The organism is Taylorella equigenitalis ATCC 35865 (genome assembly GCF_000276685.1).
In the GTDB taxonomy this organism is placed as follows: domain Bacteria; phylum Pseudomonadota; class Gammaproteobacteria; order Burkholderiales; family Burkholderiaceae_B; genus Taylorella; species Taylorella equigenitalis.
The window spans coordinates 710,784-733,210 of record NC_018108.1; the positions used below are offsets into that span (position 1 = coordinate 710,784).

Sequence of the window (22,427 nt, forward strand, 5' to 3'; positions counted from 1 at the left end):
TTTACTGACCGTACAGGTGATTAGGCGGAGGAACATCCTTTGGTACTGCTGGGCGCTCATCTTTCATAGCACATGCAGATAGACACATAAATAATGCTATGAAGCTTAATTTCCTAAACATGAATTATCCTTGATTAATCTTATCTTTAATAATTGCTGATACACGTGACATATCAGCCCTCCCAGCAAGCTTAGGTTTTAATATGCCCATAGCCTTACCCATAGCTGGATTACCGCTAACACCCTCGGCCTTAAGTTGATTTACGACTTCTTCAACTAAGGATTGGATTTCTTCATCTGATGCTTGCTCAGGTAAAAATTCGCTTAAAACCGCTAATTCTGCTTTTTCCGATTCAGCGGATTCAGCACGTCCAGCTTGCTCGAAAGCAGCTATGGATTCACGTCTTTGCTTAATTTGTTTTTCAATAATGGCAACAATCTGGTCATCAGTTAGCTCAATTCTCTCATCGACTTCTTTTTGCTTTATGGCAGCTGAAAGAAACCTTAATGTAGAAAGTCTGTCTGTTTGTTTTGCTAGCATCGCTTCTTTAATACTGCTAGAGATGCGTGATTTTAGGGACATAATTAGACCTAATTTTGAGTAAAATTACATTTTAACAAAAAGAAATTTGGCAATGTTTCCCTCTAAGCAGCTCCTTTCTACTCCTGATGATTTAGAACAACCTTCTCAACTGTTTATTTTAGGTTTTCCAGATTTAGAAAATTTGCGAATGATGGAAGTAGTTTCTAATGCTTATAGAGAAGTATTTCCACAGGCTCAAATGTTTGGCATTGGCATACCAAGCGAAGAAGTAATCACAGAAACTTCAAAAATTGAAGAATTTGTTAGAAACCACAAAGTAAACCTTATCGAAACGATTAGACATATCCAAAAAGATACTAATACAGATGCTCAATTCACGGCACTAGTAGGTAGTGGTCCAATCGGCTCTGTTAATTTATCTTTATTGGGTCTTAGTTCACCCATAGCGGGCAGGGTAATTACTTTTAATTCTTATTTGCCTATTGAATCTGTAGGAAACAACATAAGCTTAGATTACACGGCACATCTTATATATACCGAAACTGAGTGTGAGTTTGGTAGGGAGAGGATTGAAAGCGATTTTAAATTTATAAAGGATTTAGGAGCCGATATAACTTTAGATTTGCTTGGCGGTCATGAAGACCCTATAGATACCTCAATAAACCGCCTAAAAACTTGTATACCACTAAAAATAATCAACCAAATTAATCAATAACTAAAATATAGGCGGAAATTCGTTTTGTACTATATGTCTGACACGTATCGCATCTGAGAATCTTGTAGTTCCGCCCTTAGCGTTCATAAGAACAACAGCCATATCTTTACCTTTAATTTTGGTAATCATAACGATACAACGTCCAGCTTCTTTGATATATCCAGTTTTAGAAATATGAATATCCCACTCATTATTTCTAATAAGTCTATTTGAATTTTTATAATCCTGTACTTTACCGCCATTTGTGGTCACACTGTAACCGTCACTTGTCGATAATTGATGTATGAGAGGTTCTTTATAAACCGCAGCCAGTAAAGTCGCTAAATCCTGTGCAGACGATACATTCATAGGAGATAAACCAGTAGGCTCTACATAACGTGTTCTAGTCATACCTAGACTTCTAGCAGTCGCATTCATTTCTTTTACAAATGCTTCTAAACCACCTGGGTAGTGACGACCAAGTGCATTTGCCGCTCTATTTTCCGATGACATAAGAGCAAGTAATAAAGCTTCTTTGCGTGTTAGTTGAGTTCCGATTGTTAATCGTGAACCTGTCCCTTTAAGATGATCAACATCCTCCTCGGATATAGTTATGATTTCATCCAAAGGTTGACCGCTTTTAATAACTACATAAGCAGTCATAAGTTTAGAAATTGAAGCTATGGGTTGCACTACGTTTATGTTTTTTTGATATTGAATTTGTCTATCATCTAGAGACATCACTAATGCAATCTCTGAATTAATAACATCACCATTATCTGCAAATCCAACGATTTCTACATCTGATAATGAGTTTTTCAATTCTTCATTTGGCAAAGAATTATTTAAATTAGTAGTGGCAATAAGTGCTGGCTTAATTGATGATTTTGATACTAATTTTCTAGGTGTTTTAGGTTTTACTCTTGTACCAGCCACAACTTTAGATTTTTTAGTTTTGGTTTTCGTGGCAATGGATTTTTTTGAATTTTTACTAGATTTAGATTTACTTCTAGCTACTTGAGCTTTAGACGTTGACTTTGATGTTTTGTATATTACAGTTTTTTTAGTTGTCTTTTTTATAGTTTTAGACGTTTTTTGCTTTGTGGCAGCATGAACTTCCTGATTAAAGGAAGATGAAATAAAAAATACCAAAGCAAAACTTAAAATTGCTGATTTTAAAAATCCAATCACTATAGCTCCCGACCCCGATTTGTTTTAATAATTATACATAAAAATTAATGAGTTACGTAAATTATGTATAAAAAACTTTAACTTCGCAAGTCCATTAAATAACTATTTAAAAATTCTATAAATTAATTGAATTTAAAACTTGTAAAATATAGGTTTTTAAGCCCAAAAACGGATTAAAGAAGTGTCAACTCATTACTACATTGAGGGTTCATCAGCCCTATCTCAATTCCAATCAGAAAAGATTATAGAAAAACTAAAAAAACTTAATGTTCCTGTTTCTAATCTATATGCTCAATATGTGCATTTTGTATTTAGTGAACGAGAATTAGATCCAAGTGAACAACATAAACTTAAATCTCTATTAACTTACGGCAAAGAATTCTTAACTGATCAAGCCCAAGAAAATTCTCTTATTTTGCATGTGGTTCCTCGAATTGGGACTATTTCTCCTTGGGCCTCTAAAAGTACAGATATTGCCAAAAATTGTGGTTTATCGAAGGTTAACAGAATAGAGCGTGGGATTAAATTTTATTTTGTTTGCGAGCGTGGGCTACTTGGATTAAAAAAACTAAGTGATACTCAAATCTCAAGTATTGCACAAGTCATCCATGACAGGATGACTGAGCAAGTGTTTGAGGATGGCTTTGATCCGCAGATATTGAATAATGAATTACCTCCCAAAGCTCTCAATTACATAGATATAAGAACAAACGGAGAAAACGCACTGCTAGAAGCTAATGATTCTTTAGGTTTGGCATTAAGTAAAGTTGAGATTGAATATTTGCTTAAATCTTTTAATGAGATTGGTCGCAATCCAACTGATGTGGAACTGATGATGTTTGCACAGGCAAATAGTGAACACTGCAGGCATAAGATTTTTAATGCATCGTGGACCATAGACGGAGAATCAAAAGAAAAGTCGCTTTTCAGTATGATTCGAGACACCCATAAAGCTCATCCCGATGGTATGATAGTTGCTTATTCGGATAATGCCGCTATTTTTAGCGGTCATGAAATCTCTCGCTTTTTCCCAGATTCTGATAGCAATTTTAAGTACAAATCACAAAATCGTTTAACTCACACCCTAATTAAAGTTGAGACACACAATCACCCAACTGCAATAGCTCCATTTCAGGGTGCATCTACAGGTGCTGGTGGTGAAATTCGTGATGAAGGGGCAACTGGAAGGGGTGGTAAACCTAAAGCAGGACTTGTTGGATTTACAGTATCAAATTTACATCTAAATGATTTAGATGAGATATGGGAGAAAGACTCACATGCGATGCCAGATCGCATTGCCAACCCAAAGGAGATTATGACTCAGGGTCCAATAGGAGCGGCAAATTTTAATAATGAATTTGGCCGCCCAAATCTTACGGGGTACTTCAGGGTTTATGAGCAAACAGTTGATGGTGTTAGATGGGGATATCATAAGCCCATCATGATTGCTGGTGGGCTAGGTTCTATTGATGACTCATTAACCCACAAAAAAGTTTTTTCTGATGGAACCTTATTGATACAACTTGGTGGTCCTGGCTTTCGTATTGGTATGGGGGGCGGTGCCGCATCGAGCATGGGTGTTGGCTCTAATTCGGAATCTTTAGATTTTGATTCAGTTCAGCGCGGAAACCCAGAAATTCAGAGACGAGCACAAGAAGTTATAGATACTTGTTGGAGGATGCTTGATAAAAACCCGATACTTTCTATTCATGACGTAGGCGCAGGTGGATTGTCAAATGCATTTCCCGAGATGGTACACGATGCAGATATGGGAGCGTTATTTGATTTAAATAAAATTAATCTTGAAGAGTCTGGCATGTCTCCTGCGGAAGTTTGGTGTAATGAATCGCAAGAGAGGTATGTGCTTGCTATAGCACCTGAAAGTCTGGAAGCTTTTAGTGAAATTTGTGCACGTGAAAGATGTCCATTTAGCGTTGTTGGTATTGCTAAAGACGATAAGGATTTGCGTGTTACTGATGCTCCAAATGATGATGCTGTAAGTTTACCTATGGATGTAATTTTGGGGTCTCTTCCAAAAGTGCATAAGCAAGTGACTACATTGGAGTTTACTTCTGTTCCGCTCGATTATGTAGAGGCTAGTATTGAGGATCTAGCTTTAAAAGTCATGCGACACCCCACCGTTGCAAGCAAACTGTTTTTAATTACGATTGGAGACAGAAGTGTGGGCGGTCTAACTGCACGAGATCAGATGGTTGGTCCTTGGCAGGTGCCAGTGGCTGATTGCTCTGTAACATTAGATGATTATGAGGGCTATTCAGGAGAGGCAATGTCTATGGGAGAACGTTCTCCACTTGCAATTATAAATCCCGCATCCGCCTCGAGAATGGCTATAACTGAAGCTATCACAAACATTGCCAGTGCAGATATTAAAAGAATTGAAGACATTAAACTATCAGCTAATTGGATGGCATCTTCAGGTTCTGATGGTCAGGATGTTGCATTATATAAAGCTGTTGAGGCATGTAGTAAATTTTGTATAGATTTGGGATTATCAATTCCTGTTGGAAAAGATTCACTTTCCATGAAAACAAAAGTGGCTGATGGGGGAGATGAGCAACTTGTAATTTCTCCTGTCTCGTTAATCGTAAGTGCATTTGCAAATGTTGATGATGTTCGTAAATCTTTGACACCTCAGTTAATGCAGGGTAAGGAAGATAGCTCCGTTCTAATACTAATAGACTTAGGAGAAGGTCGACAAAGGCTTGCTGGCTCTGTACTGTCGCACGTTTTAAATCAATATGGCGACCAAACACCTGACTTAGATAATCCAGAGTTACTCAAAGCCTTTTTTAATGCTATTAGATTTTTATCAGCTCAGAATTTAATTCAAAGCTACCATGACAGGTCTGATGGAGGTTTGTTTGCAACCGTTGCTGAGATGGCATTTGCTGGTCATGTAGGTGTCTCTATAAATGTGGATATGCTTGTATATGATGAGCAAAGTAGTGACTTTGGTGATTACAAAATTAGACCTGATCAAGTGGAAATTCAGCGCAATGAAAGTACGATACGTGCTTTGTTTAACGAGGAGGCTGGTGCCGTAATTCAGGTTGCTAGAGCAAATAGAGATAAAGTTTTAAATATTCTTAAAGACTTTGGATTATCAAAGGTCACCTATGTAGTAGGTTCTTTAAATAGTACTGACACTATTGAAATATTACGTGATGCTAAAACTGTAGCCTCTTTTGAGCGATCTCTACTAGGTAAAGAATGGTCTAAAGTAGGTTATAACATTTCGAAAAATAGAGAAAATCCTAAAACTTCTTTAGCTGAATTTAAGCGTTGGGATGATCTAAAAGATCCCGGTATGCAACCAAAAGTTGACTTTAATCCGCAAGAGGATATATGTGCACCATTTGTTGGAAAAGGCTCAAAACCCTCTATTGCAGTACTCAGAGAGCAAGGATGTAACAGTCATATCGAAATGGCCTGGGCTTTTGATAAAGCTGGTTTTCAAGCACATGATGTGCACATGACAGATTTGCTATCGGGTCGTAGAAAACTGTCTGATTTTCAGGCCATAGTTGCAGTGGGTGGATTTAGTTATGGAGATGTACTTGGAGCTGGCCAAGGATGGGCAAAGACGATATTGTTTAATGAAATTTTAGCCACTCAATTTACTGAGTTTTTTGATAGTCAAAATACTATCGCACTTGGTGTATGTAACGGGTGTCAAATGATGGCTCACCTTGCTGGTTCTGGCATGATAAAAGGGGCGGAGCATTGGCCTGCATTCACTAATAATGTTTCTTCTAAGTTTGAGGCACGTTTATGTATGGTTGAGGTCATGGAATCGCCTTCTATCTTCTTCAAAGGGATGGAAGGTATGCAAGCACCAGTCGTAGTTTCACATGGTGAAGGCTATGCTAACTTTGGCTCTCAAGGTGATAAAGGCTTGGTCAATAGAGCATTGCGATACGTAAATAATGTTGGGCAACCTACGGAATCGTATCCTTTTAATCCGAATGGTAGTATAGATGGGATTACTGGGGTTACTAGTGTTGATGGACGTTTTATGATTATGATGCCACATCCAGAACGTGTCACGAGAAATGCCATGATGTCGTGGCATCCAGAAAACTGGGGACCTAAGGATACAGGCGGGGATTACTCTCCTTGGATGCGCATGTTTATGAATGCACGTGTGTTTTTTAATTAAAAATTTTATAATCTATCTTTGTGTAGGAGTAATTCATGCGATTAACCAAAAAAGCACTCACATTTGATGATGTACTATTGGTACCTGCTTATTCAAATATCCTCCCAAAGGATACTAGTCTTAAAACAAAACTAACTCGTAATATAAATCTTAATATCCCTATTGTTTCTGCCGCTATGGATACGGTGACGGAATCAAGTCTAGCCATTGCTATGGCACAAGAAGGTGGGATTGGAATTATCCATAAAAACATGACTGCAGATCAGCAAGCCAAAGAAGTGTCTCGCGTAAAGAGGCATGAATTTGGTATTGTTATAGATCCAGTTACGGTGTCTCCTCAAACCACTGTACGTGAAGCGATAGAACTTCAAAAATCTCATGGTTTCTCTGGTTTGCCAGTAGTAGAAGACGGTAAGTTAGTCGGTATAGTTACGAATCGTGATTTGCGATTTGAGGATAGATATTCTGAGCTAATTGCAAATGTCATGACTCCTAAAGATAGACTAGTAACCATGAAAGAGTCACAAACTTTAGAAGATGCACAAGCTCTTATGCATAAACATAGACTTGAGCGAGTTCTAATCGTTAATGATAATTTTGAGTTGCGCGGTCTCGCTACTGTAAAAGATATAGTTAAAAATCATGAACATCCAGTGGCTAATAAGGATTCGAAAGGTCAATTGCGTGTTGGTGCTGCTGTTGGAGTTGGTGCTGGGACTGAAGAACGAGTAGAGAAATTGGTGGTAGCTGGAGTGGATGTAATTGTAGTCGATACAGCCCACGGTCACTCACAGGGTGTTATTGATCGTATTAAATGGGTGAAACAAAATTATCCTCAAATTGATGTGATAGGCGGAAATATAGCGACCGCAGCCGCTGCTCTTGCACTTGTAGAAGCTGGTGCTGATGGCGTTAAAGTTGGAATCGGTCCAGGTTCTATTTGTACTACACGCATTGTTGCTGGAGTGGGGGTTCCTCAGATTACTGCCATTCATGATGTGTCTTCTGCCCTTGAGGGGACTGGTGTACCTATGATAGCTGACGGTGGAATTAGGTATTCTGGTGACGTATCCAAAGCATTAGCAGCTGGTGCACATGCTTGCATGATGGGTAGTATGTTTGCTGGTACTGAGGAGGCCCCAGGCGAAGTTATCCTATTTCAAGGTCGTTCTTATAAATCCTATCGCGGTATGGGTTCTCTCGGTGCTATGGAAAAAGGTTCTGCTGACCGTTATTTCCAAGAGTCGGGATCTGGTACGGAAAAATTAGTTCCTGAAGGGATTGAAGGTCGAGTTCCTTATAAAGGTAGTGTTTTAGCGATTATTTATCAATTGATAGGCGGGATTAGAGCCTCTATGGGGTACTGCGGTTGTCCTACTATTGAAGATATGCGTACTAAAGCTGAGTTCGTTGAGATTACATCTGCGGGTATGCGAGAGTCCCACGTACATGATGTTCAAATTACGAAGGAATCTCCTAATTATCGTCAAGGATAATTAAGTTAAAAAAGGTGTCATATGAAGGTGGGGATGCTGAATCTTGAGAGAGGCATTGCCCCTTTATTTTTTAGGGTGAAATCGATCTGCACGAGGTTTTGTTAAAAGAGGTGTGAAACGATATAAAAAAAGCCCAAAAGCGATAATCCAAAACAGAGCTGCCGTGTGCCAAAAAGCTATAATCACATTACTTGGATAGAGACCAGCCATGCGGATTACAAAAGCGATGAGTACACAAATATACATCCACACCATCCATTTATCCGCTCTTAGAGCTTGTCCAGTGTGACCGAGCGAAGTTCGAGTTATCATACCGATAATCATTACGGCAAACCCTCCCATACCTATGATATGCAGGTGGAATGCGGGTTTTGAAAGCATAAACGTTAAATCGTTCTGAGATCCCCATCCTTCGATAAGTGCGACATATGATGGCGAAAGCAGAAAATAAATGCCCGAAAAAATAAGCCCCACACCCAAGAAAAAATATGAAATATAGAGAACCCACAGCAGAGGAATATGTATAACTTTATGAGGTTTCCATTGCAAAAGTTGATAAATTGATATGATGCCCGTTGCGATTAAACATAACGCTGCAATGATATGTAAATCTAGCAAGGAAGCCATGAAAGTTATAACCATAAGCGACAACTGCATGGATCCTGACTTTTGATGATTTGGAATTTCGATGCTAGCTCCACGTGATGCAAAAAATGGCAATACCCTCCGAGCTATCAGCAAAGCTATATACGCCATGCCTATAAAACCAAAATCCACATATCGCGAAACACCCAAATAATCACCTTCTAGAACTGAATATAAATAGCCTAGATCTAGAAAAGCGAGTATTAAAAGCACAAATGGCAGAATGTAATTACGTTTATTTTTTGTACTCCATAGGACGGACCACAGTCTGTAAGCTGACAAGGCGAAAAATGAAAACTCAGTTATCATGCCGATTTTGAAGGCAATAATACTCGGAACAACCAGTAAAATTCGTGAAATCCACCAGAGCAAAACTATGTACATTAATATGGAACCTTGTGCAGGGGTTCGACCTGTCCAAGTGGCACTTGCTGTAAGTAGGAATGCTACGGCAATCGTAATTACAAAACCCCACAACATTTCGTGAGCATGCCAATAGCTAGCAGTCATCGGTCCTTTAAGAGATGCTGGTACGTAAATCCAAAGAATAATAGAAACAATAGTCCAAATTGCAGCCGATAAATAAAGCGGACGAAAGCCTAATGAAAAAAGGGCTTTTAGGCTAGGTTTATCTGATTGTGATTCGCTTGTATTTTGAATATTAATTAACATAGGCTTTCGGTATCAGTTGCGTAACGATTTGGTTGCAGATAAAAATAATTCTCAATAATAGCAAAGCTACTTTTAAAAAATAATAATGACACTAGAATTTAAGTGGGTAAAATCATGTTAGCCTATGCAGTAATCTCTTATAATTTTGAAATATTTAATACTTAGGTTATTTAAATGCACCAAAAAATTCTTATTCTTGATTTTGGCTCTCAAGTTACACAACTAATTGCAAGACGTGTTCGCGAGACGGGCGTATACTGCGAAATTCACGCAGGTGATGTATCTGCTGAGTTCTTACGTGAAGAGCAAGCAAAGGGCTTAAAGGGAATTATTCTTTCAGGTAGCCACTCATCGGTTTATGGAGAAGAATCGGATAAGGTAAGTGATGAAGTTTTCAATTTAGGTGTGCCTGTTTTAGGAATTTGTTATGGCATGCAGCTTATGGCTACACAACTTGGTGGACGGGTAACATGGGCAAGTCATCGTGAGTTTGGGCATGCGGAGATTGAGTTACATGGCCATTCTCAATGGTTCGAAGGCTTAAAAGATGGTGAAGTGGCAGGGGATAAGTCTCGCCCTACGTTGCATGTATGGATGAGTCATGGCGATCAAGTAGAAATTATGCCGGCTGGGTTCGTTTGCATTGCCTCCACAGGTAGTTGTCCTATCGCTGCTATGGCAGATGAGAGTCGTGGATTCTATGCAGTTCAATTTCACCCTGAAGTAACTCATACTAAGCAAGGGGCTGAGCTTTTGCGTCGCTTTGTTTGCGATATATGCGGATGTGAGGGCGATTGGAATATGCCTGATTACATTGATGAGGCTGTGGCTTATATCAAAAAGACTGTGGGCGAAGATGAAGTTATATTGGGTCTCTCAGGAGGGGTAGATTCATCAGTTGCTGCGGCTTTAATTCACCGTGCTATAGGCGATAAGTTGACTTGTGTTTTTGTTGACCATGGATTGCTTCGCGAGCATGAAGGCGATCAAGTAATGCAAGCTTTGAATGAAAACCTAGGCGTTAAAATTATCCGTGTAGATGCTACCAATCAGTTTTTAGGCAAACTTGAAGGTGTGTCCGATCCAGAGCAAAAACGTAAGATTATAGGACGTGAGTTTGTTGAAGTTTTCCAAGCAGAAGCTGCAAAACTTCCAAATGCTAAGTGGCTAGCTCAAGGCACTATCTACCCTGATGTGATTGAATCTGCTGGTTCCAAAACAGGTAAGGCCGTAACCATTAAATCGCATCATAATGTGGGCGGATTGCCAGAGACATTAAATTTAAAATTACTTGAACCATTGCGTGAATTGTTCAAAGATGAAGTGCGTAAACTTGGGCTGGCTCTAGGTATTCCACAATCATTAATCTTTAGACATCCATTTCCAGGCCCAGGGCTTGGGGTACGTATTTTAGGTGAAATTAAGCCTGAGTATGTTGGCTTAATTCAAAAAGCTGACACAATTTTTATGCAAGAGTTGCATAATTTTATTGACGAAGAGACGGGTAAGTCTTGGTATGACCTGACTTCGCAAGCATTTACAGTGTTTTTGCCTGTTAAAAGTGTAGGAGTTATGGGAGATGGTCGCACTTACGATTATGTAGTTGCTTTGCGTGCAGTGCAGACATCTGACTTTATGACGGCTGATTGGGCACCACTACCATACGCATTACTTGCGAAAGTGTCTTCACGCATAATTAATGAGGTTCGGGGGATTAATAGGGTGACTTATGATATTAGCTCTAAACCCCCAAGTACTATAGAGTGGGAGTAAGGGGGCTTCGTTTGTCTTCGGGGCTGACAATGCCCCTCTGACTCACTCCGCCTGGGGACCATGTTGTTAGTGTGTTGTTGGTTCGTCAGGTTGTGGTGTATTGAACCTGGGGTAGAAGGGGTGTAGTGAACATTAGATGCATTCGTAATCGTGACAGGGAATGACCCTATTACTCACTCTAAGCATTTTTAATAGACATAAATTTTAAAATTGAATTTATTCATTTTTATACGAGTAATAATTTCCGTCTGCAAATTGTCTAAAAAACATTTTTTCACTTTCTTTATACTTCATTTTCATAAATCTAAATTGTGTATTAGCTAGGGATTTATTTAGAATTCATTTCCCGACATTTGAATTGTCATAATCTATGTATGCAATTAAATCATCTCTCATAACTTCGATTTTTTCAATTTTCTTTATAGGGTTTGCCAGCACATATATCAAAAACAAAATCTCCAAAATATTCACCTAAATGAGCATCTACACCCTCATTAAGAGCAACTTTTGTATAACCTTTCCTTTTAGGCGGTACTGCCTTAAGAATTCCTAATTTAAGCAATTCACGTTGACCTTCATTTTTTGATAAATTTATTAGTTAGAGGAGAGCATATGTCTTCAGTTTTTTTAAGTATTTGTTAAAGGTGGTCGGTAATTGAGAAATAACCCCTCTTAGAATCAGCAATCGAAAATTGACCCCTTCGTACTATAGGGGAAATACAGTTTCTCAATACTTGAACACACCCGATAAATGATACGTAATCATTTTCGTTGCCCTTTTTCGTATCATTTGCAACGAATAAAATATGATTTTGCAACGCAAAAATGTTACGTAAACGTTTCCGTTGCAATTTTTCGTTCTAATTGAAACGCCTTATCATGGAGGGGAATCAATTTAGTTATGAGGACATGCCTTCAAAGGATCAAAATTTAACTTTTAACGAATTAGAGAAATATTTAATTAAAAAACTATCGATTGAAGATCTGGATCAGGATATTCTTAAGACTTTGGGTTTGTTAGAGGCAAAAATTGGTTTTAATCATGCAGCTCAACTATTTGCAGATAAAAACAGTTTTAAATTAGTAGATTTAGTTAGATATGGCGTTGATATAAATGAGTTTAAAGAAAGGTTAACGGTTGAAAATGAGTCTATTCTTATTGCTTATGCCAAATCACTTGAAATGTATAGAAGGTATTATCAAGTTGAAAGAATTGAGGGGGATGAAAGGCAGAAAATTGAACTTATTCCTGAAAATGCATTTAGAGAGGCTATCGCTAATGCATTAGTTCATAGAGATTGGAGCATTAATTCTTTTATAAAAGTCGAGATGTTTGAAAATTATATAGATATCTCGTCGCCAGGTGTATTGCCAAAGGGTATAAGTGAAGAGGAATATATTAACGGTAAATTTTAATTACTCAGAAATGAAAAAGTCGGTACTTTATTTTATAGGCTTGGGATTATTGAAAAGTTTGGAACTGGAATTAAGAGGATCAAACATCAATATAAAGGCAAGTTGAAAAAGCCCATTTTTAAAGTTGGTCCTAATTCGATATATGTGCGACTACCAGTTTTGATTGATGATATGGATGATTTGAGCAAGAACTCCTCAATAATCTATCAGAAAATGCCGAAATCAGTAGAAATGAGTAGGGATGCTATTGAAAAGATAACAGGATTCGATAAAAGTAAGGTTCTTAGAGGTTTAGAGCAGTTAATCGCCGACAATCTAGTATCTAGGGTAGGTAGGGGTAGAGGTGTGCGATACATTAAATACTGAGCCTTTCATAGATTATTGAAATTTAAAATACAATTTAAAAAATTACTTTTCTCGACGCACTATGAATAGAATTACAAAATCACTCCTTATTGGCTTGGTTACGATAATTTCTGCTTGTTCTGATGAAAAATCTTCTACAAAACAGAAAGCATCAACTGAGAGTACCGCTCAATCTTCAGACTCGTCCAAGGCTACAGAAAATAAATTGCAGACTAAATTTGTGACTATTGCCACAGGTGGGGCTTCGGGGCCTACCAATATATATGCGACGACATTGGCAAATGAATATGCAAGAGTGTATGGAGTGAATTCTAAAACTCAGACGACGGGTGCATCGATAGAGAATCTCAATTTATTCAAACTTAAGAAGGTTGAGATGGCGTTTCTGATGTCGGATACTTTGATTGAGGCGGTTGAGGGGAAGCGCAATTTTTCAGAGCCTATTAAGTCGATACGGCAAATTGCGACGCTTTATCCAAATTTTGTGCATATTGTGGTGAGGGCTGATTCTGATATTAAGGAAGTGTCAGACCTTAGAGGAAAGCGTGTATCGGTGGGTGCTCAGAATTCTGCAACTGAAATGAACACTCGTGCGATTTTGAAGTTTTTCGATATTTCATATGATGATATTTATGAGGATTATTTAGGTTATGCAGAATCGGCTGAAGCATTGCGAGCAGGGCGTGTGGACGCGGCTTTTTTAACTACAGGGATTCCGAATTCTTCATTGATGGATTTGAATCAGACGATGCCGTTTAGATTGTTAGCATTGCCACCAGAGAAGGTGGAAGAAATTGTTAAGGAAGAGACATACTTTCAAAAGAATACGATACCTGCAGGCACCTATGGATCGAGCCCAGATGTGCCAACGATTGCGATTTTAAATGCGATGATTGTTCAGGAATCGCTTAGCGAAGATGATGTGTATAAACTTACGAAAACGTTTTTTGAGAGCCTTCCAAAGCTTCGAGCTTCGCATCAATCCATCAAGGATGTAAATGTTATGGATGCACAAAAAGGACACGTAGCACCGATGCATCCAGGAGCTAAGCGTTACTATGATGAAGTAAATGCGAGGGGCTCTGCTGAAGGAGGTGACTCTGGGGGTGCTTCGGGAGGTGCTACTTCGTATGTGCCTGGAAGTACCCCTGCGGAGGTGCCAGGAAGCACCTCTTCGGAGGCGACTAGGTCTTAAATGCGACTAGGTCTTAAACTGGATAGGATTTATAGATCCAGAACACTCCTATGTAGGAAACTGGGTATAAGACGTAACTTAGTATCCCAGACGTACCTTAGTATCACGTAGCAACTTAGAAAAACTACTGCAGTTCTTTTAACTTATTACAACTATCTTGATCATCTAAATCACAAGCTTTTTTGTACCACATCTTTGCAGTGTCTATATCTTTCTTAACGCCCCTGCCAGCTTCATAAAGTAGCCCAATATTATACATAGCAGCAAGATCTCCTTGATTAGCAGCTGCCTTATACCAATTCATGGCGGCGTCAAAATCTTGCTTTGTGCCAGTCCCCGTATCATACAGAAACCCCAAATTTGTCTGAGCAGCTCTGTAACCATGATTAGCAGCTTTAGAATACAATTCAAATGCCTTCTCGGGATTTTTTTCTACTCCCTTCCCGAATTCGTAAGCCTCGCCCAACTTAAATTGTGAGCGTGCATCGCCTTCAGCAGCATTTTGTTCCAAAGTGGCAATATCCAAGTCCTCAGCCCAACTTAGATTGGAAAATGCCAAAGCAATTGTGGTAGCAAATATAATTTTTTTAATCATCACTTTCTCTCCTTTAGTGAATTTTTAATTTTAATCACCTCAGGTTACAGGTTTCGTACTAGTAGTTGATTTTCAGTTTTTTGTTATTTCAAGGGATTTACAATGTGGTATGTGTGTTAGTACTAACAGTAGTGAAGATGAAGGGTGTTTCAATTGGTTAGATTGGTTTACTTGAGATGATTGTAGTCTGCGACAGGTGATTGGAGTTTAATCAAGGTCAAACTTAAACTTGAGATAATTTTATTGTTTAGTTCAATTTTGGACTACCGTTGACAAAGATCTTAAATTGATGAAATCAAGTAATAAAATTAAGCAATGCTGTCGACAATTTAAATTTGTTAAGTTTATATAATTTATTTGTACAAATTGAATATAAATAAAATTTTAAATAATATTCAAAGACACCTTAATATTCTTCTGAGTTTTTGAAATGAAAAATGTACTTGACGCCATAGACAAATTCAATACCGAAAGGAATTGGAAAAAATTTCACTCTCCTGAAAATCTTGCTAAATCAATTTCAATCGAAGCAGCAGAATTATTAGAGATTTTCCAATGGAATACTAAAGATATTGACAAAGAGCATTTAAAAGAGGAACTAGCTGATGTTCTTATTTATTGTTTAGATATGACATTAAGTTTAAATATCGATCCCGAAAGAATAATATTAGATAAATTAAATAAAAATTCAATCAAATACCCCTTAGAGGATGTTCACCTATGATTGTTTATACAGCAGATAAAAATAAATTCCGTTAGGATATTTTAAATGGCAAGCTTATATCAAGTATTCAAAGTGCACTTAAGAATAATGGGATAGGTTATGGGTCTTCTGAAATTTGTTCATGGAATTCTTCATTAAGTTATATGGATAGGGTAATTGAAGATAAAGATATTCCGAATAACGCTGGTGTAGCTATTGAATACGTTATTCCTGGAAATTCCAAAAGATTGGACTTTCTTATTTCTGGATATGACCAAACAAATGAGTCTAATTTAGTAATTATTGAGCTCAAACAGTGGCAAAAAGCAAATGTAGATCCTAACAAGAAGGATGTAATTACTACATACGTTGGTGGTGGAGAAAGACAGGTAGCACACCCTTCATATCAAGCTTACAGTTATGGAAGATTGCTTTATGATTTTTGCGAAGTTGTTAGAAACAAACCAGTAAATATAAAAACTTGTGCTTTTCTACATAATTACCTGCTTGAAGAAGATGACCCTATTATAAATCCAAAATATTCAGATGTAATAAAATCATCTCCTTTATACGGTTCTCAAGATGCTCAGAATTTAAGAAACTTTATAAAAGATAGTATAAAAAAAGGAGATGATATACAAATAATACATGATATTGATTCTGGAAAAATACGTCCTTCAAAATCTCTTCAAGATTCTATTTCGAGTATGCTTGATGGTAATGAGGAATTTGTTCTAATTGATGAACAAAAAGTTGTTTTTGAAAGAGCAATCAACTTAGCTGAAAAATGTATTGAAGATGGAAAAAAAAGAACTTTAATTGTTCAGGGAGGTCCTGGGACTGGAAAATCAGTAGTAGCTATAAGATTATTGGCTGAGCTCATTAAAAAAGAACTTAATACGAGATACATTACTAAGACTTCTGCTACAAGAAATGTATACCAATCAAAATTAATGGGTTCTAACAAAGACATTGGTGTTATAAATTTGTTCGTGTCTTCTGAAACATTTCACAGTAAAGTTAAAGATTTTTTGGATGTTGCAATAGTTGATGAATCACACAGGTTGGTATTGAGGTCTGGGTATTATCAAAACATGGGTGAGAATCAAGTTCAAGAAATTATCAGAGCATCAAAATTTAGTGTGTTTTTTATAGACGAAAATCAAATTGTTCATGCTAAAGATGTCGGGACAATTGAAGAAATAAAAGCCTCATGCCAAAGAGAAAAATCAGATATTTATTATGATGAATTACCAACTCAATTTAGGTGTAATGGATCTGATGGCTATTTGTCATGGTTGGATGATTTATTGCAGATTAAGAAAACTGCAAATCCACTTTTTGAAGCTGATTACAACTATGATTTTGATGTTGTTGATAGTCCAAGTGAATTATTTGAATGGGTAAAACAAAAAAACGAAGGAAGAAACCGTTCAAGGTTGCTTGCAGGTTATTGCTGGGAATGGAATTCAAAGTCAGATTATAGGGTTAACGATATTAATATTAATGATTTCTCCATGCAGTGGAACTTTAAAAATACCAAAACATGGGCTATAGACTTTGATTCTATAAATCAAATTGGATGTGTACATACCTCACAGGGGTTGGAATTCGATTACGTTGGAGTGATTATTGGAGATGATTTAAGATTTGAAGATAATGTTGTTAAAACAGATTTTAAAAAGAGAGCTAAGTCTGATAGATCGCTTTATGGGTTAAAAACAAAAGCTCACGAGGAAATCAGAAATTTAACTTTTGGTGAGGCTTCAAAAAAAATAGATTTAATTATTAGAAATACTTATAGAACTCTTATGACGAGGGGGATGAAAGGTTGCAGGGTCTACTGCACTAACAAAAATCTTGCTCAATACTTTAAATTAAGGTTGGGTAAATATAAAGCCACGAGCCAAGATGTTTATGAAACACTCAAAGTGGCTGAATCTAAAACTTCAACATATATTATTGATGAGTAACTAAGCTCAAACGATAAGGAGAAGTGGTAGTTCACCACTTCGGAGCCACTACTTTCTTTTCCTCATTCTTCTTCCGCCTCAACAGTCCCCAAAAATAACTCAAAATGTCGTTTGATGACTTCGCTTTTGACAGGTTTGGTGAATAGGTTTGAGGTTATTGCTACCGCCATTTCTAGTAGCCATGATGTAATTAGTGAATCGTGGCCAAGGGCTAGTGCTGTACCTTCTAATTTATTTATTTTGAGGTATATGTAATAGATTCGGCTATAAAAATTCCGCTTAGGATTCCTGCGAAAGGATCGTGTAATAATAATGACAGAGGCAAAAGGTTCTGTAAATAAACGGGTTTTAGGTCTTTTACCAAAGTTAAAAACTAAAAAATTAATAGTTTGTGTACTCTTTAGAGCTACAGTATGAAGTTAGTTGTTGTAAACATTACATAAGCAATAGGAGGTTTTTATAAATGTCTACGATGAAAAAGGACACTATTGAAGCAAAATGATTTTCAATCCAAATATATACTCAGGACTTTAAAAATGACTTTATAAGTCTTACAGATATAGCAAAGTATAGAAATAGTGATGATCCACGATTTGTTATTCAAAACTGGATGAGAAATAGAAATACATTAGAGTTTATAGGATTGTGGGAAGTTCTTAATAACGAAAATTTTAACCGTGTGCAATTCGACACGTTTAGAAATGAATCAGGACTTAACAGATTTACGATGACTCCACAAAAATGGATAGATTCTACTAAAGCAATTGGAATTATCGCTAAGGCAGGAAGATATGGTGGCACATATGCCCATTATGATATAGCTATGGAATTTGCATCATGGCTATCTCCTGAATTTAAGCTATGTATTATTCAAGACTATAAGAGGCTTAAATCAGATGAAAATTCAAGATTATCTCTTGGTTGGAATCTTAATCGAGAAATATCAAAGATTAACTACAAAATTCATACACATGCCATCAAGGAATATCTACCATCCGATTTGACAAGTGAACAATTATCCTATAAGTAAGCAAGTGAGGGAGATATATTAAATGTTGCCCTATTCAATAAAAGGGCAAAACAGTGGCGAGAAGAAAATCCAGAACTAAAAGGGAATATGCGAGATTATGCAAGCCTGAATGAGTTATTGGTACTTGCCAATATGGAAAGCTACAATGCTGTTTTAATTAGTAAAGGTATGAGGCAAAAGGATAGAATGATAGAACTTAGAAAATTTGCCAGAGCACAACTTCTATCCTTAGAAAAACTAAACTATACAGGACTTAAAAGTTTAGAGGGTAAGACTAAGAGATAAATGTGAATAAACTATGAGATGGCTACCCCAAATATGGCTTTCCACTTTATAAAGCCGCCCCCTCGGAGGGGTTCTCTGCTTTCTCAAGGAGGTTCCACTTCTCCCGCCTCAACAGTCCCCAAAAAATCACTCAAAATGTCTTTGGATCACTTCATCGTTTACGGGTTTGGTGAATAGGCTTACGGTTATTGCTACCGCCATTCCTAGTAGCCATGATGTTATTAGTGAATCGAGTCCAAGAGCAAGTGTTGTGCCATCTAATTTGTTTATTTTGAGGTATATGTAATAGATTTCTGCAACGAATATTCCGCTTAGGATTCCTGCGGTGGTTGTGTGTTTCCAGTACATTCCTAATATTACGGCGATTGCCCAGACGCCCATCCCTCCAAATGCAAATCTGACTATTTCAAATATGCTTGATGGTTTGCATATACCAATTGTTATTCCACTTAGTCCTATTAGTATAGTGATTATTCTTGAAAGCTTAAGAATCCTTTCGTTAGTAGATTTGGGGTTGATTATGTTTTGATAAATATCTCTTGTGATGCTTCCTGTGGCTACCACCATAAGTGCTGAGACAGTTGACATGCCAGCAGATACTATGCCTGCGATTAATATTGAGGAGATGATACTTGAGAAGTTTTGTTGAATCAAAATGGGGACGATGAAATCGGCTTCATTGCCACGTAGGCCTGTTATTGAAATGGAGGCATTGACTCCTGACCATTCAATAAGGGTAGCGGATATAAACATCCCAATTGTTCCAAGCAGTATTGCTTTAAACATAACTGCGTAATTTTTCATAGTGAAAAATTTAGTAAATAGTGTGGGTTGTGCGATGCTAAAAAAGCTCCATAAAAGTATCATCGAAACGTAGACACCGTAACCGTATCCGCCTTCGGCACCTGGGTGCGAAAGTAGTTTGCTATTTGTTTCTAGCATTGATTTCGTGATGTTTTCTAAGCCACCGCCAATTCTAATAGACATGATAAAAGTTGCGATAGCAGTGATAACCATGAGCAACCCTTGTAAAACGTCGGTTAGCATCGCTCCTCTCATACCGCTAAACATGCAGTAGAGGATGACTATTGTGCCTGTAAGTACTACGCCCGTCCACTCAGGGAATCCTGTAAATGTTTTAAAAATAACCCCAGCTCCAACCATCTGTGCACCCATAACAGCCACGAGGAAAACAACTATCATTAGTGCATGAGAAATGCGGACTACGTTAGATTGAAATCTGTCTGCTAGATAGTCTGTCATAGTGAGGAACTGATTCTTTTTAGAGAGTTTCAATATTTTCATACCGACAACAAGTGCTGGAATAATCATAGAAAATGCAATGCCTGGTACTGATATACTTAGTCCTGCAAATCCCTCTCTATAAGCGATTGCAGGTACACCCATAAAAGTGCTGAAGCTATATTGAGTGGCGAAATAGGCCACGCCCGAAACTATAGCACCAGCTCTGCCTCCCATGATTAGATACTCTTTTAAATCTTTAGTTTGCTTTGCAGCTATATAACCTATGAAGGCTAGAAGCAGGAAATAGACTGCCATAATCAAGAAAAATGAAAGTGGCATAGGGTTGATGAGGGACTCAATCATTGCCACTTACCTCATCATTTTGGCCGAATTTTTTTAGAAATTTACTTGCGTATAGTGCTATGAGTAAGATTACGAATGTGCCATAAATTAACCATCCATATACGAATGTAGGGACACCGAACCAACCTGGGTTGTATTTTGTGCTGTAAAAGAAGGGGAAGGGAAGCATTATAAAAATATAAGCAATCCCAAAGATAATTTTCCAGGTTCTATTGAATTTATCTATTTTTTTCATTTTTCTTATTAGCAAAATAAATTCTTCGAAGTATATTTGATTTGTATGGGGGTAAACCTAGCAATTTGTATCTACTATTTTCAGATTCTTAAGTTTCGTGTAGATATAAGACTAATCTGTGATTAATAGAGAGTGATGAAATTAAATTAAGAAATAAATTTTTACATTAAGTAGAACCTCGATTTTTTGGGGTTCCAAAGTTTCTAAATACTTTAAAATCTCGTCCTATCAATCTTGAAAAAGAGGGGTAGGCTTTTTTGTTAACTAGAAATTATTTTTTTACTTCTTAATTTTTTTTAACTTAATTGAATGAATAAATTTCTTAATTTCATTGAAAGAACTGGTAATAAACTACCTCATCCATTTTTCCTCTTCGTCTATTTATCAATTTTTGTAATTATTACGACGGCATTTATGGCTCAGATGGATGCCTCAGCCGTAAATCCAAAGACTAATGCGGTAGTTGCTATAAAAAGCCTTCTGTCGGATTCGGGCATTCAATTTATGTTTACAAGTATGGTTGAGAATTTCGTGAAATTCCCACCTCTTGGTATCATTATTATTGCTATGTTCGGATTCGGTTTGGCCGATCGAGTAGGGTTACTTCCTATTTTGATACACAGTATTTTTAGTTGCGTTCCAAAACGTCTCTTAACATTTACTGTATTCGTGATTGGTATTTCAAGCAATATTGCACCTGATGCAAATATTATTTTGGTGCCACTTGTTGCTATGATTTATCACTCCTTGGGTCGTCATCCCATTGCTGGTGCGGCGGCTGCATACGGAGCCTCTGGTGCTGGTTATGATGTGAGTGTGCTCATTACGACAAGTGATATAGGCTTTGCAGGTATCACTACAGAAGCCTCCCGTTTTATCGACCCTAATTTTTACGTAAGTCCTATTGATAACTATTTTTTTGCAGTTTCGTCTGTAGTTCTTTTGGCTATCATTGGTACTATTCTTATCGATAAATTTATAGAGCCTCGTTTGAATCGCACCCTTAAAATTGATTCAAATATTCATATCACGCCCGTGATAGCATTAAGTGATCTTGAAAAGAAGGGGCTTCGCAAAACAATGTGGGCTGCCTTAATCTATATCGCAATTATGGTGGCAATACTCCTGCCTTCGACATCCCCTTTACGTAATCCCGACGGTGGTCTTGTTCCATCGCCATTTCTTAAGTCATTCGTACCGATACTTTTTGGGTTTTTCATGACCGTTGGTATCACTTTCGGTAGGACAGTTGGTCGCATTAAGAAAAGTGCAGACATACCAGCCCTTATGGTAGATGCCGTAAAAGAGATGGCAGTTACACTTGTCTTGTTTTTTATTATTGCTCAATTTATCGCTTACTTTAAGTGGTCCAATCTTGGGCAATATATTGCAATTCAAGGGTCTATATTCCTCGAGGAGGCTGGGTTTACGGGCTTTTCAATGATGATTGCTTTTATTTTGATGAGTGCACTATTGAATATTTTCATAAGTAGTGGCTCAGCTCAGTGGTCACTTATGGCTCCCATCTTTGTCCCAATGTTAATGTTAGTAGACTATCACCCCGCATTTACATTGGCCATGTACAAAATCGGCGACTCTTCTACAAACATTATCTCGCCTATGAGTCCTTATTTCTCTGTATGCCTCGTATACATGCAAAGATATAAAAAGGATCTTGGGATGGGTTCTTTGCTATCTATTATGCTTCCAATTACTATAGCATTTCTCTTCTTTTGGACTATACTGATTCTAGCTTGGGTTGGGCTAGGATGGGAGTTAGGTCCAGGTATATTGCCCCATTTATAGCTAGTGTTTCCCCTGAGTTT

General features: G+C 37.5%; 18 protein-coding genes. 12 read left to right on the forward strand and 6 right to left on the reverse strand.

The window, feature by feature from the left end:
* Positions 1 to 124: 124 nt before the first annotated feature.
* A complete protein-coding gene (locus KUI_RS03325; RefSeq protein ID WP_013522429.1) occupies positions 125 to 583 on the reverse strand; it encodes a GatB/YqeY domain-containing protein in 459 nt (152 codons plus the stop codon).
* Positions 584 to 635: 52 nt separating this feature from the next.
* Between KUI_RS03325 and KUI_RS03330 the strand changes: the two genes are divergently transcribed.
* On the forward strand, positions 636 to 1,259 hold the full coding sequence (locus KUI_RS03330; protein WP_013522430.1) for an alpha/beta hydrolase family protein: 624 nt from the start codon (positions 636 to 638) through the stop codon (positions 1,257 to 1,259).
* Here the strand turns inward: KUI_RS03330 and KUI_RS03335 are convergent, their stop codons facing one another.
* Positions 1,260 to 2,429 (reverse strand): serine hydrolase, encoded by a 1,170-nt coding sequence (locus KUI_RS03335; protein ID WP_014840304.1) that lies wholly within the window; start codon positions 2,427 to 2,429, stop codon positions 1,260 to 1,262. It lies immediately after the preceding gene.
* A gap of 181 nt (positions 2,430 to 2,610) precedes the next feature.
* On the opposite strand from KUI_RS03335, the gene purL reads away from it, so the two are divergent.
* Together purL and guaB are read left to right on the forward strand one after the other, a co-directional pair.
* Positions 2,611 to 6,609: a phosphoribosylformylglycinamidine synthase gene (gene purL, locus KUI_RS03340; RefSeq protein WP_014840305.1), complete on the forward strand. Its 3,999-nt coding sequence runs from the start codon at positions 2,611 to 2,613 to the stop codon at positions 6,607 to 6,609.
* 35 nt (positions 6,610 to 6,644) lie between these two features.
* Positions 6,645 to 8,105 carry an IMP dehydrogenase gene (gene guaB, locus KUI_RS03345; RefSeq protein ID WP_013522433.1) on the forward strand — a complete coding sequence of 487 codons (1,461 nt, stop codon included), beginning with the start codon at positions 6,645 to 6,647 and terminating at the stop codon, positions 8,103 to 8,105.
* Between the two features lie 63 nt (positions 8,106 to 8,168).
* Here guaB and KUI_RS03350 read toward each other — a convergent pair whose 3' ends face one another.
* Entirely contained in the window at positions 8,169 to 9,422 is a 1,254-nt protein-coding gene (locus tag KUI_RS03350; RefSeq protein ID WP_014840306.1) for an NnrS family protein, read from the reverse strand.
* A 174-nt stretch (positions 9,423 to 9,596) separates the two neighbouring features.
* On the opposite strand from KUI_RS03350, the gene guaA reads away from it, so the two are divergent.
* Entirely contained in the window at positions 9,597 to 11,195 is a 1,599-nt protein-coding gene (gene guaA, locus KUI_RS03355) for a glutamine-hydrolyzing GMP synthase (protein WP_014840307.1), read from the forward strand.
* Between the two features lie 409 nt (positions 11,196 to 11,604).
* Here guaA and KUI_RS08290 read toward each other — a convergent pair whose 3' ends face one another.
* Positions 11,605 to 11,757 (reverse strand): hypothetical protein, encoded by a 153-nt coding sequence (locus KUI_RS08290; protein ID WP_013522437.1) that lies wholly within the window; start codon positions 11,755 to 11,757, stop codon positions 11,605 to 11,607.
* Positions 11,758 to 12,074: 317 nt separating this feature from the next.
* Between KUI_RS08290 and KUI_RS08460 the strand changes: the two genes are divergently transcribed.
* From KUI_RS08460 to KUI_RS03365, 3 genes are all read left to right on the forward strand, one after another.
* A complete protein-coding gene (locus tag KUI_RS08460) occupies positions 12,075 to 12,611 on the forward strand; it encodes a putative DNA binding domain-containing protein (protein WP_225972110.1) in 537 nt (178 codons plus the stop codon).
* Between the two features lie 102 nt (positions 12,612 to 12,713).
* The gene (locus KUI_RS08465) at positions 12,714 to 12,977 is read left to right on the forward strand and encodes a hypothetical protein (RefSeq protein WP_225972111.1); all 264 of its coding nucleotides are present in this window, start codon (positions 12,714 to 12,716) and stop codon (positions 12,975 to 12,977) included.
* Positions 12,978 to 13,038: 61 nt separating this feature from the next.
* Complete coding sequence (locus KUI_RS03365; RefSeq protein WP_014840308.1) at positions 13,039 to 14,172, forward strand: TAXI family TRAP transporter solute-binding subunit; 1,134 nt, start codon at positions 13,039 to 13,041, stop codon at positions 14,170 to 14,172.
* A gap of 124 nt (positions 14,173 to 14,296) precedes the next feature.
* On the opposite strand, the gene KUI_RS03370 is transcribed toward KUI_RS03365, so the two are convergent.
* Positions 14,297 to 14,767, reverse strand: a complete 471-nt coding sequence (locus KUI_RS03370; protein ID WP_014840309.1) for a tetratricopeptide repeat protein — start codon at positions 14,765 to 14,767, stop codon at positions 14,297 to 14,299.
* Between the two features lie 430 nt (positions 14,768 to 15,197).
* Here KUI_RS03370 and KUI_RS03375 point away from each other — a divergent pair, with 430 nt between their 5' ends.
* From KUI_RS03375 to KUI_RS08345, 4 genes are all read left to right on the forward strand, one after another.
* Positions 15,198 to 15,491, forward strand: coding sequence for a nucleotide pyrophosphohydrolase (locus KUI_RS03375; protein ID WP_014840310.1), 294 nt, complete (start codon positions 15,198 to 15,200; stop codon positions 15,489 to 15,491).
* A gap of 143 nt (positions 15,492 to 15,634) precedes the next feature.
* Entirely contained in the window at positions 15,635 to 17,443 is a 1,809-nt protein-coding gene (locus KUI_RS03380; RefSeq protein WP_014840311.1) for a DUF2075 domain-containing protein, read from the forward strand.
* A gap of 514 nt (positions 17,444 to 17,957) precedes the next feature.
* Positions 17,958 to 18,473: a KilA-N domain-containing protein gene (locus KUI_RS08340; protein ID WP_258521751.1), complete on the forward strand. Its 516-nt coding sequence runs from the start codon at positions 17,958 to 17,960 to the stop codon at positions 18,471 to 18,473.
* Positions 18,474 to 18,605: 132 nt separating this feature from the next.
* Complete coding sequence (locus tag KUI_RS08345) at positions 18,606 to 18,758, forward strand: hypothetical protein (RefSeq protein WP_202946564.1); 153 nt, start codon at positions 18,606 to 18,608, stop codon at positions 18,756 to 18,758.
* 126 nt (positions 18,759 to 18,884) lie between these two features.
* Here KUI_RS08345 and KUI_RS03390 read toward each other — a convergent pair whose 3' ends face one another.
* Positions 18,885 to 20,366, reverse strand: a complete 1,482-nt coding sequence (locus KUI_RS03390; protein ID WP_174263867.1) for a sodium:solute symporter family protein — start codon at positions 20,364 to 20,366, stop codon at positions 18,885 to 18,887.
* Positions 20,367 to 20,910: 544 nt separating this feature from the next.
* Here KUI_RS03390 and KUI_RS03400 point away from each other — a divergent pair.
* A complete protein-coding gene (locus KUI_RS03400) occupies positions 20,911 to 22,407 on the forward strand; it encodes an AbgT family transporter (protein WP_014840313.1) in 1,497 nt (498 codons plus the stop codon).
* The last annotated feature ends 20 nt before the right edge of the window (positions 22,408 to 22,427 follow it).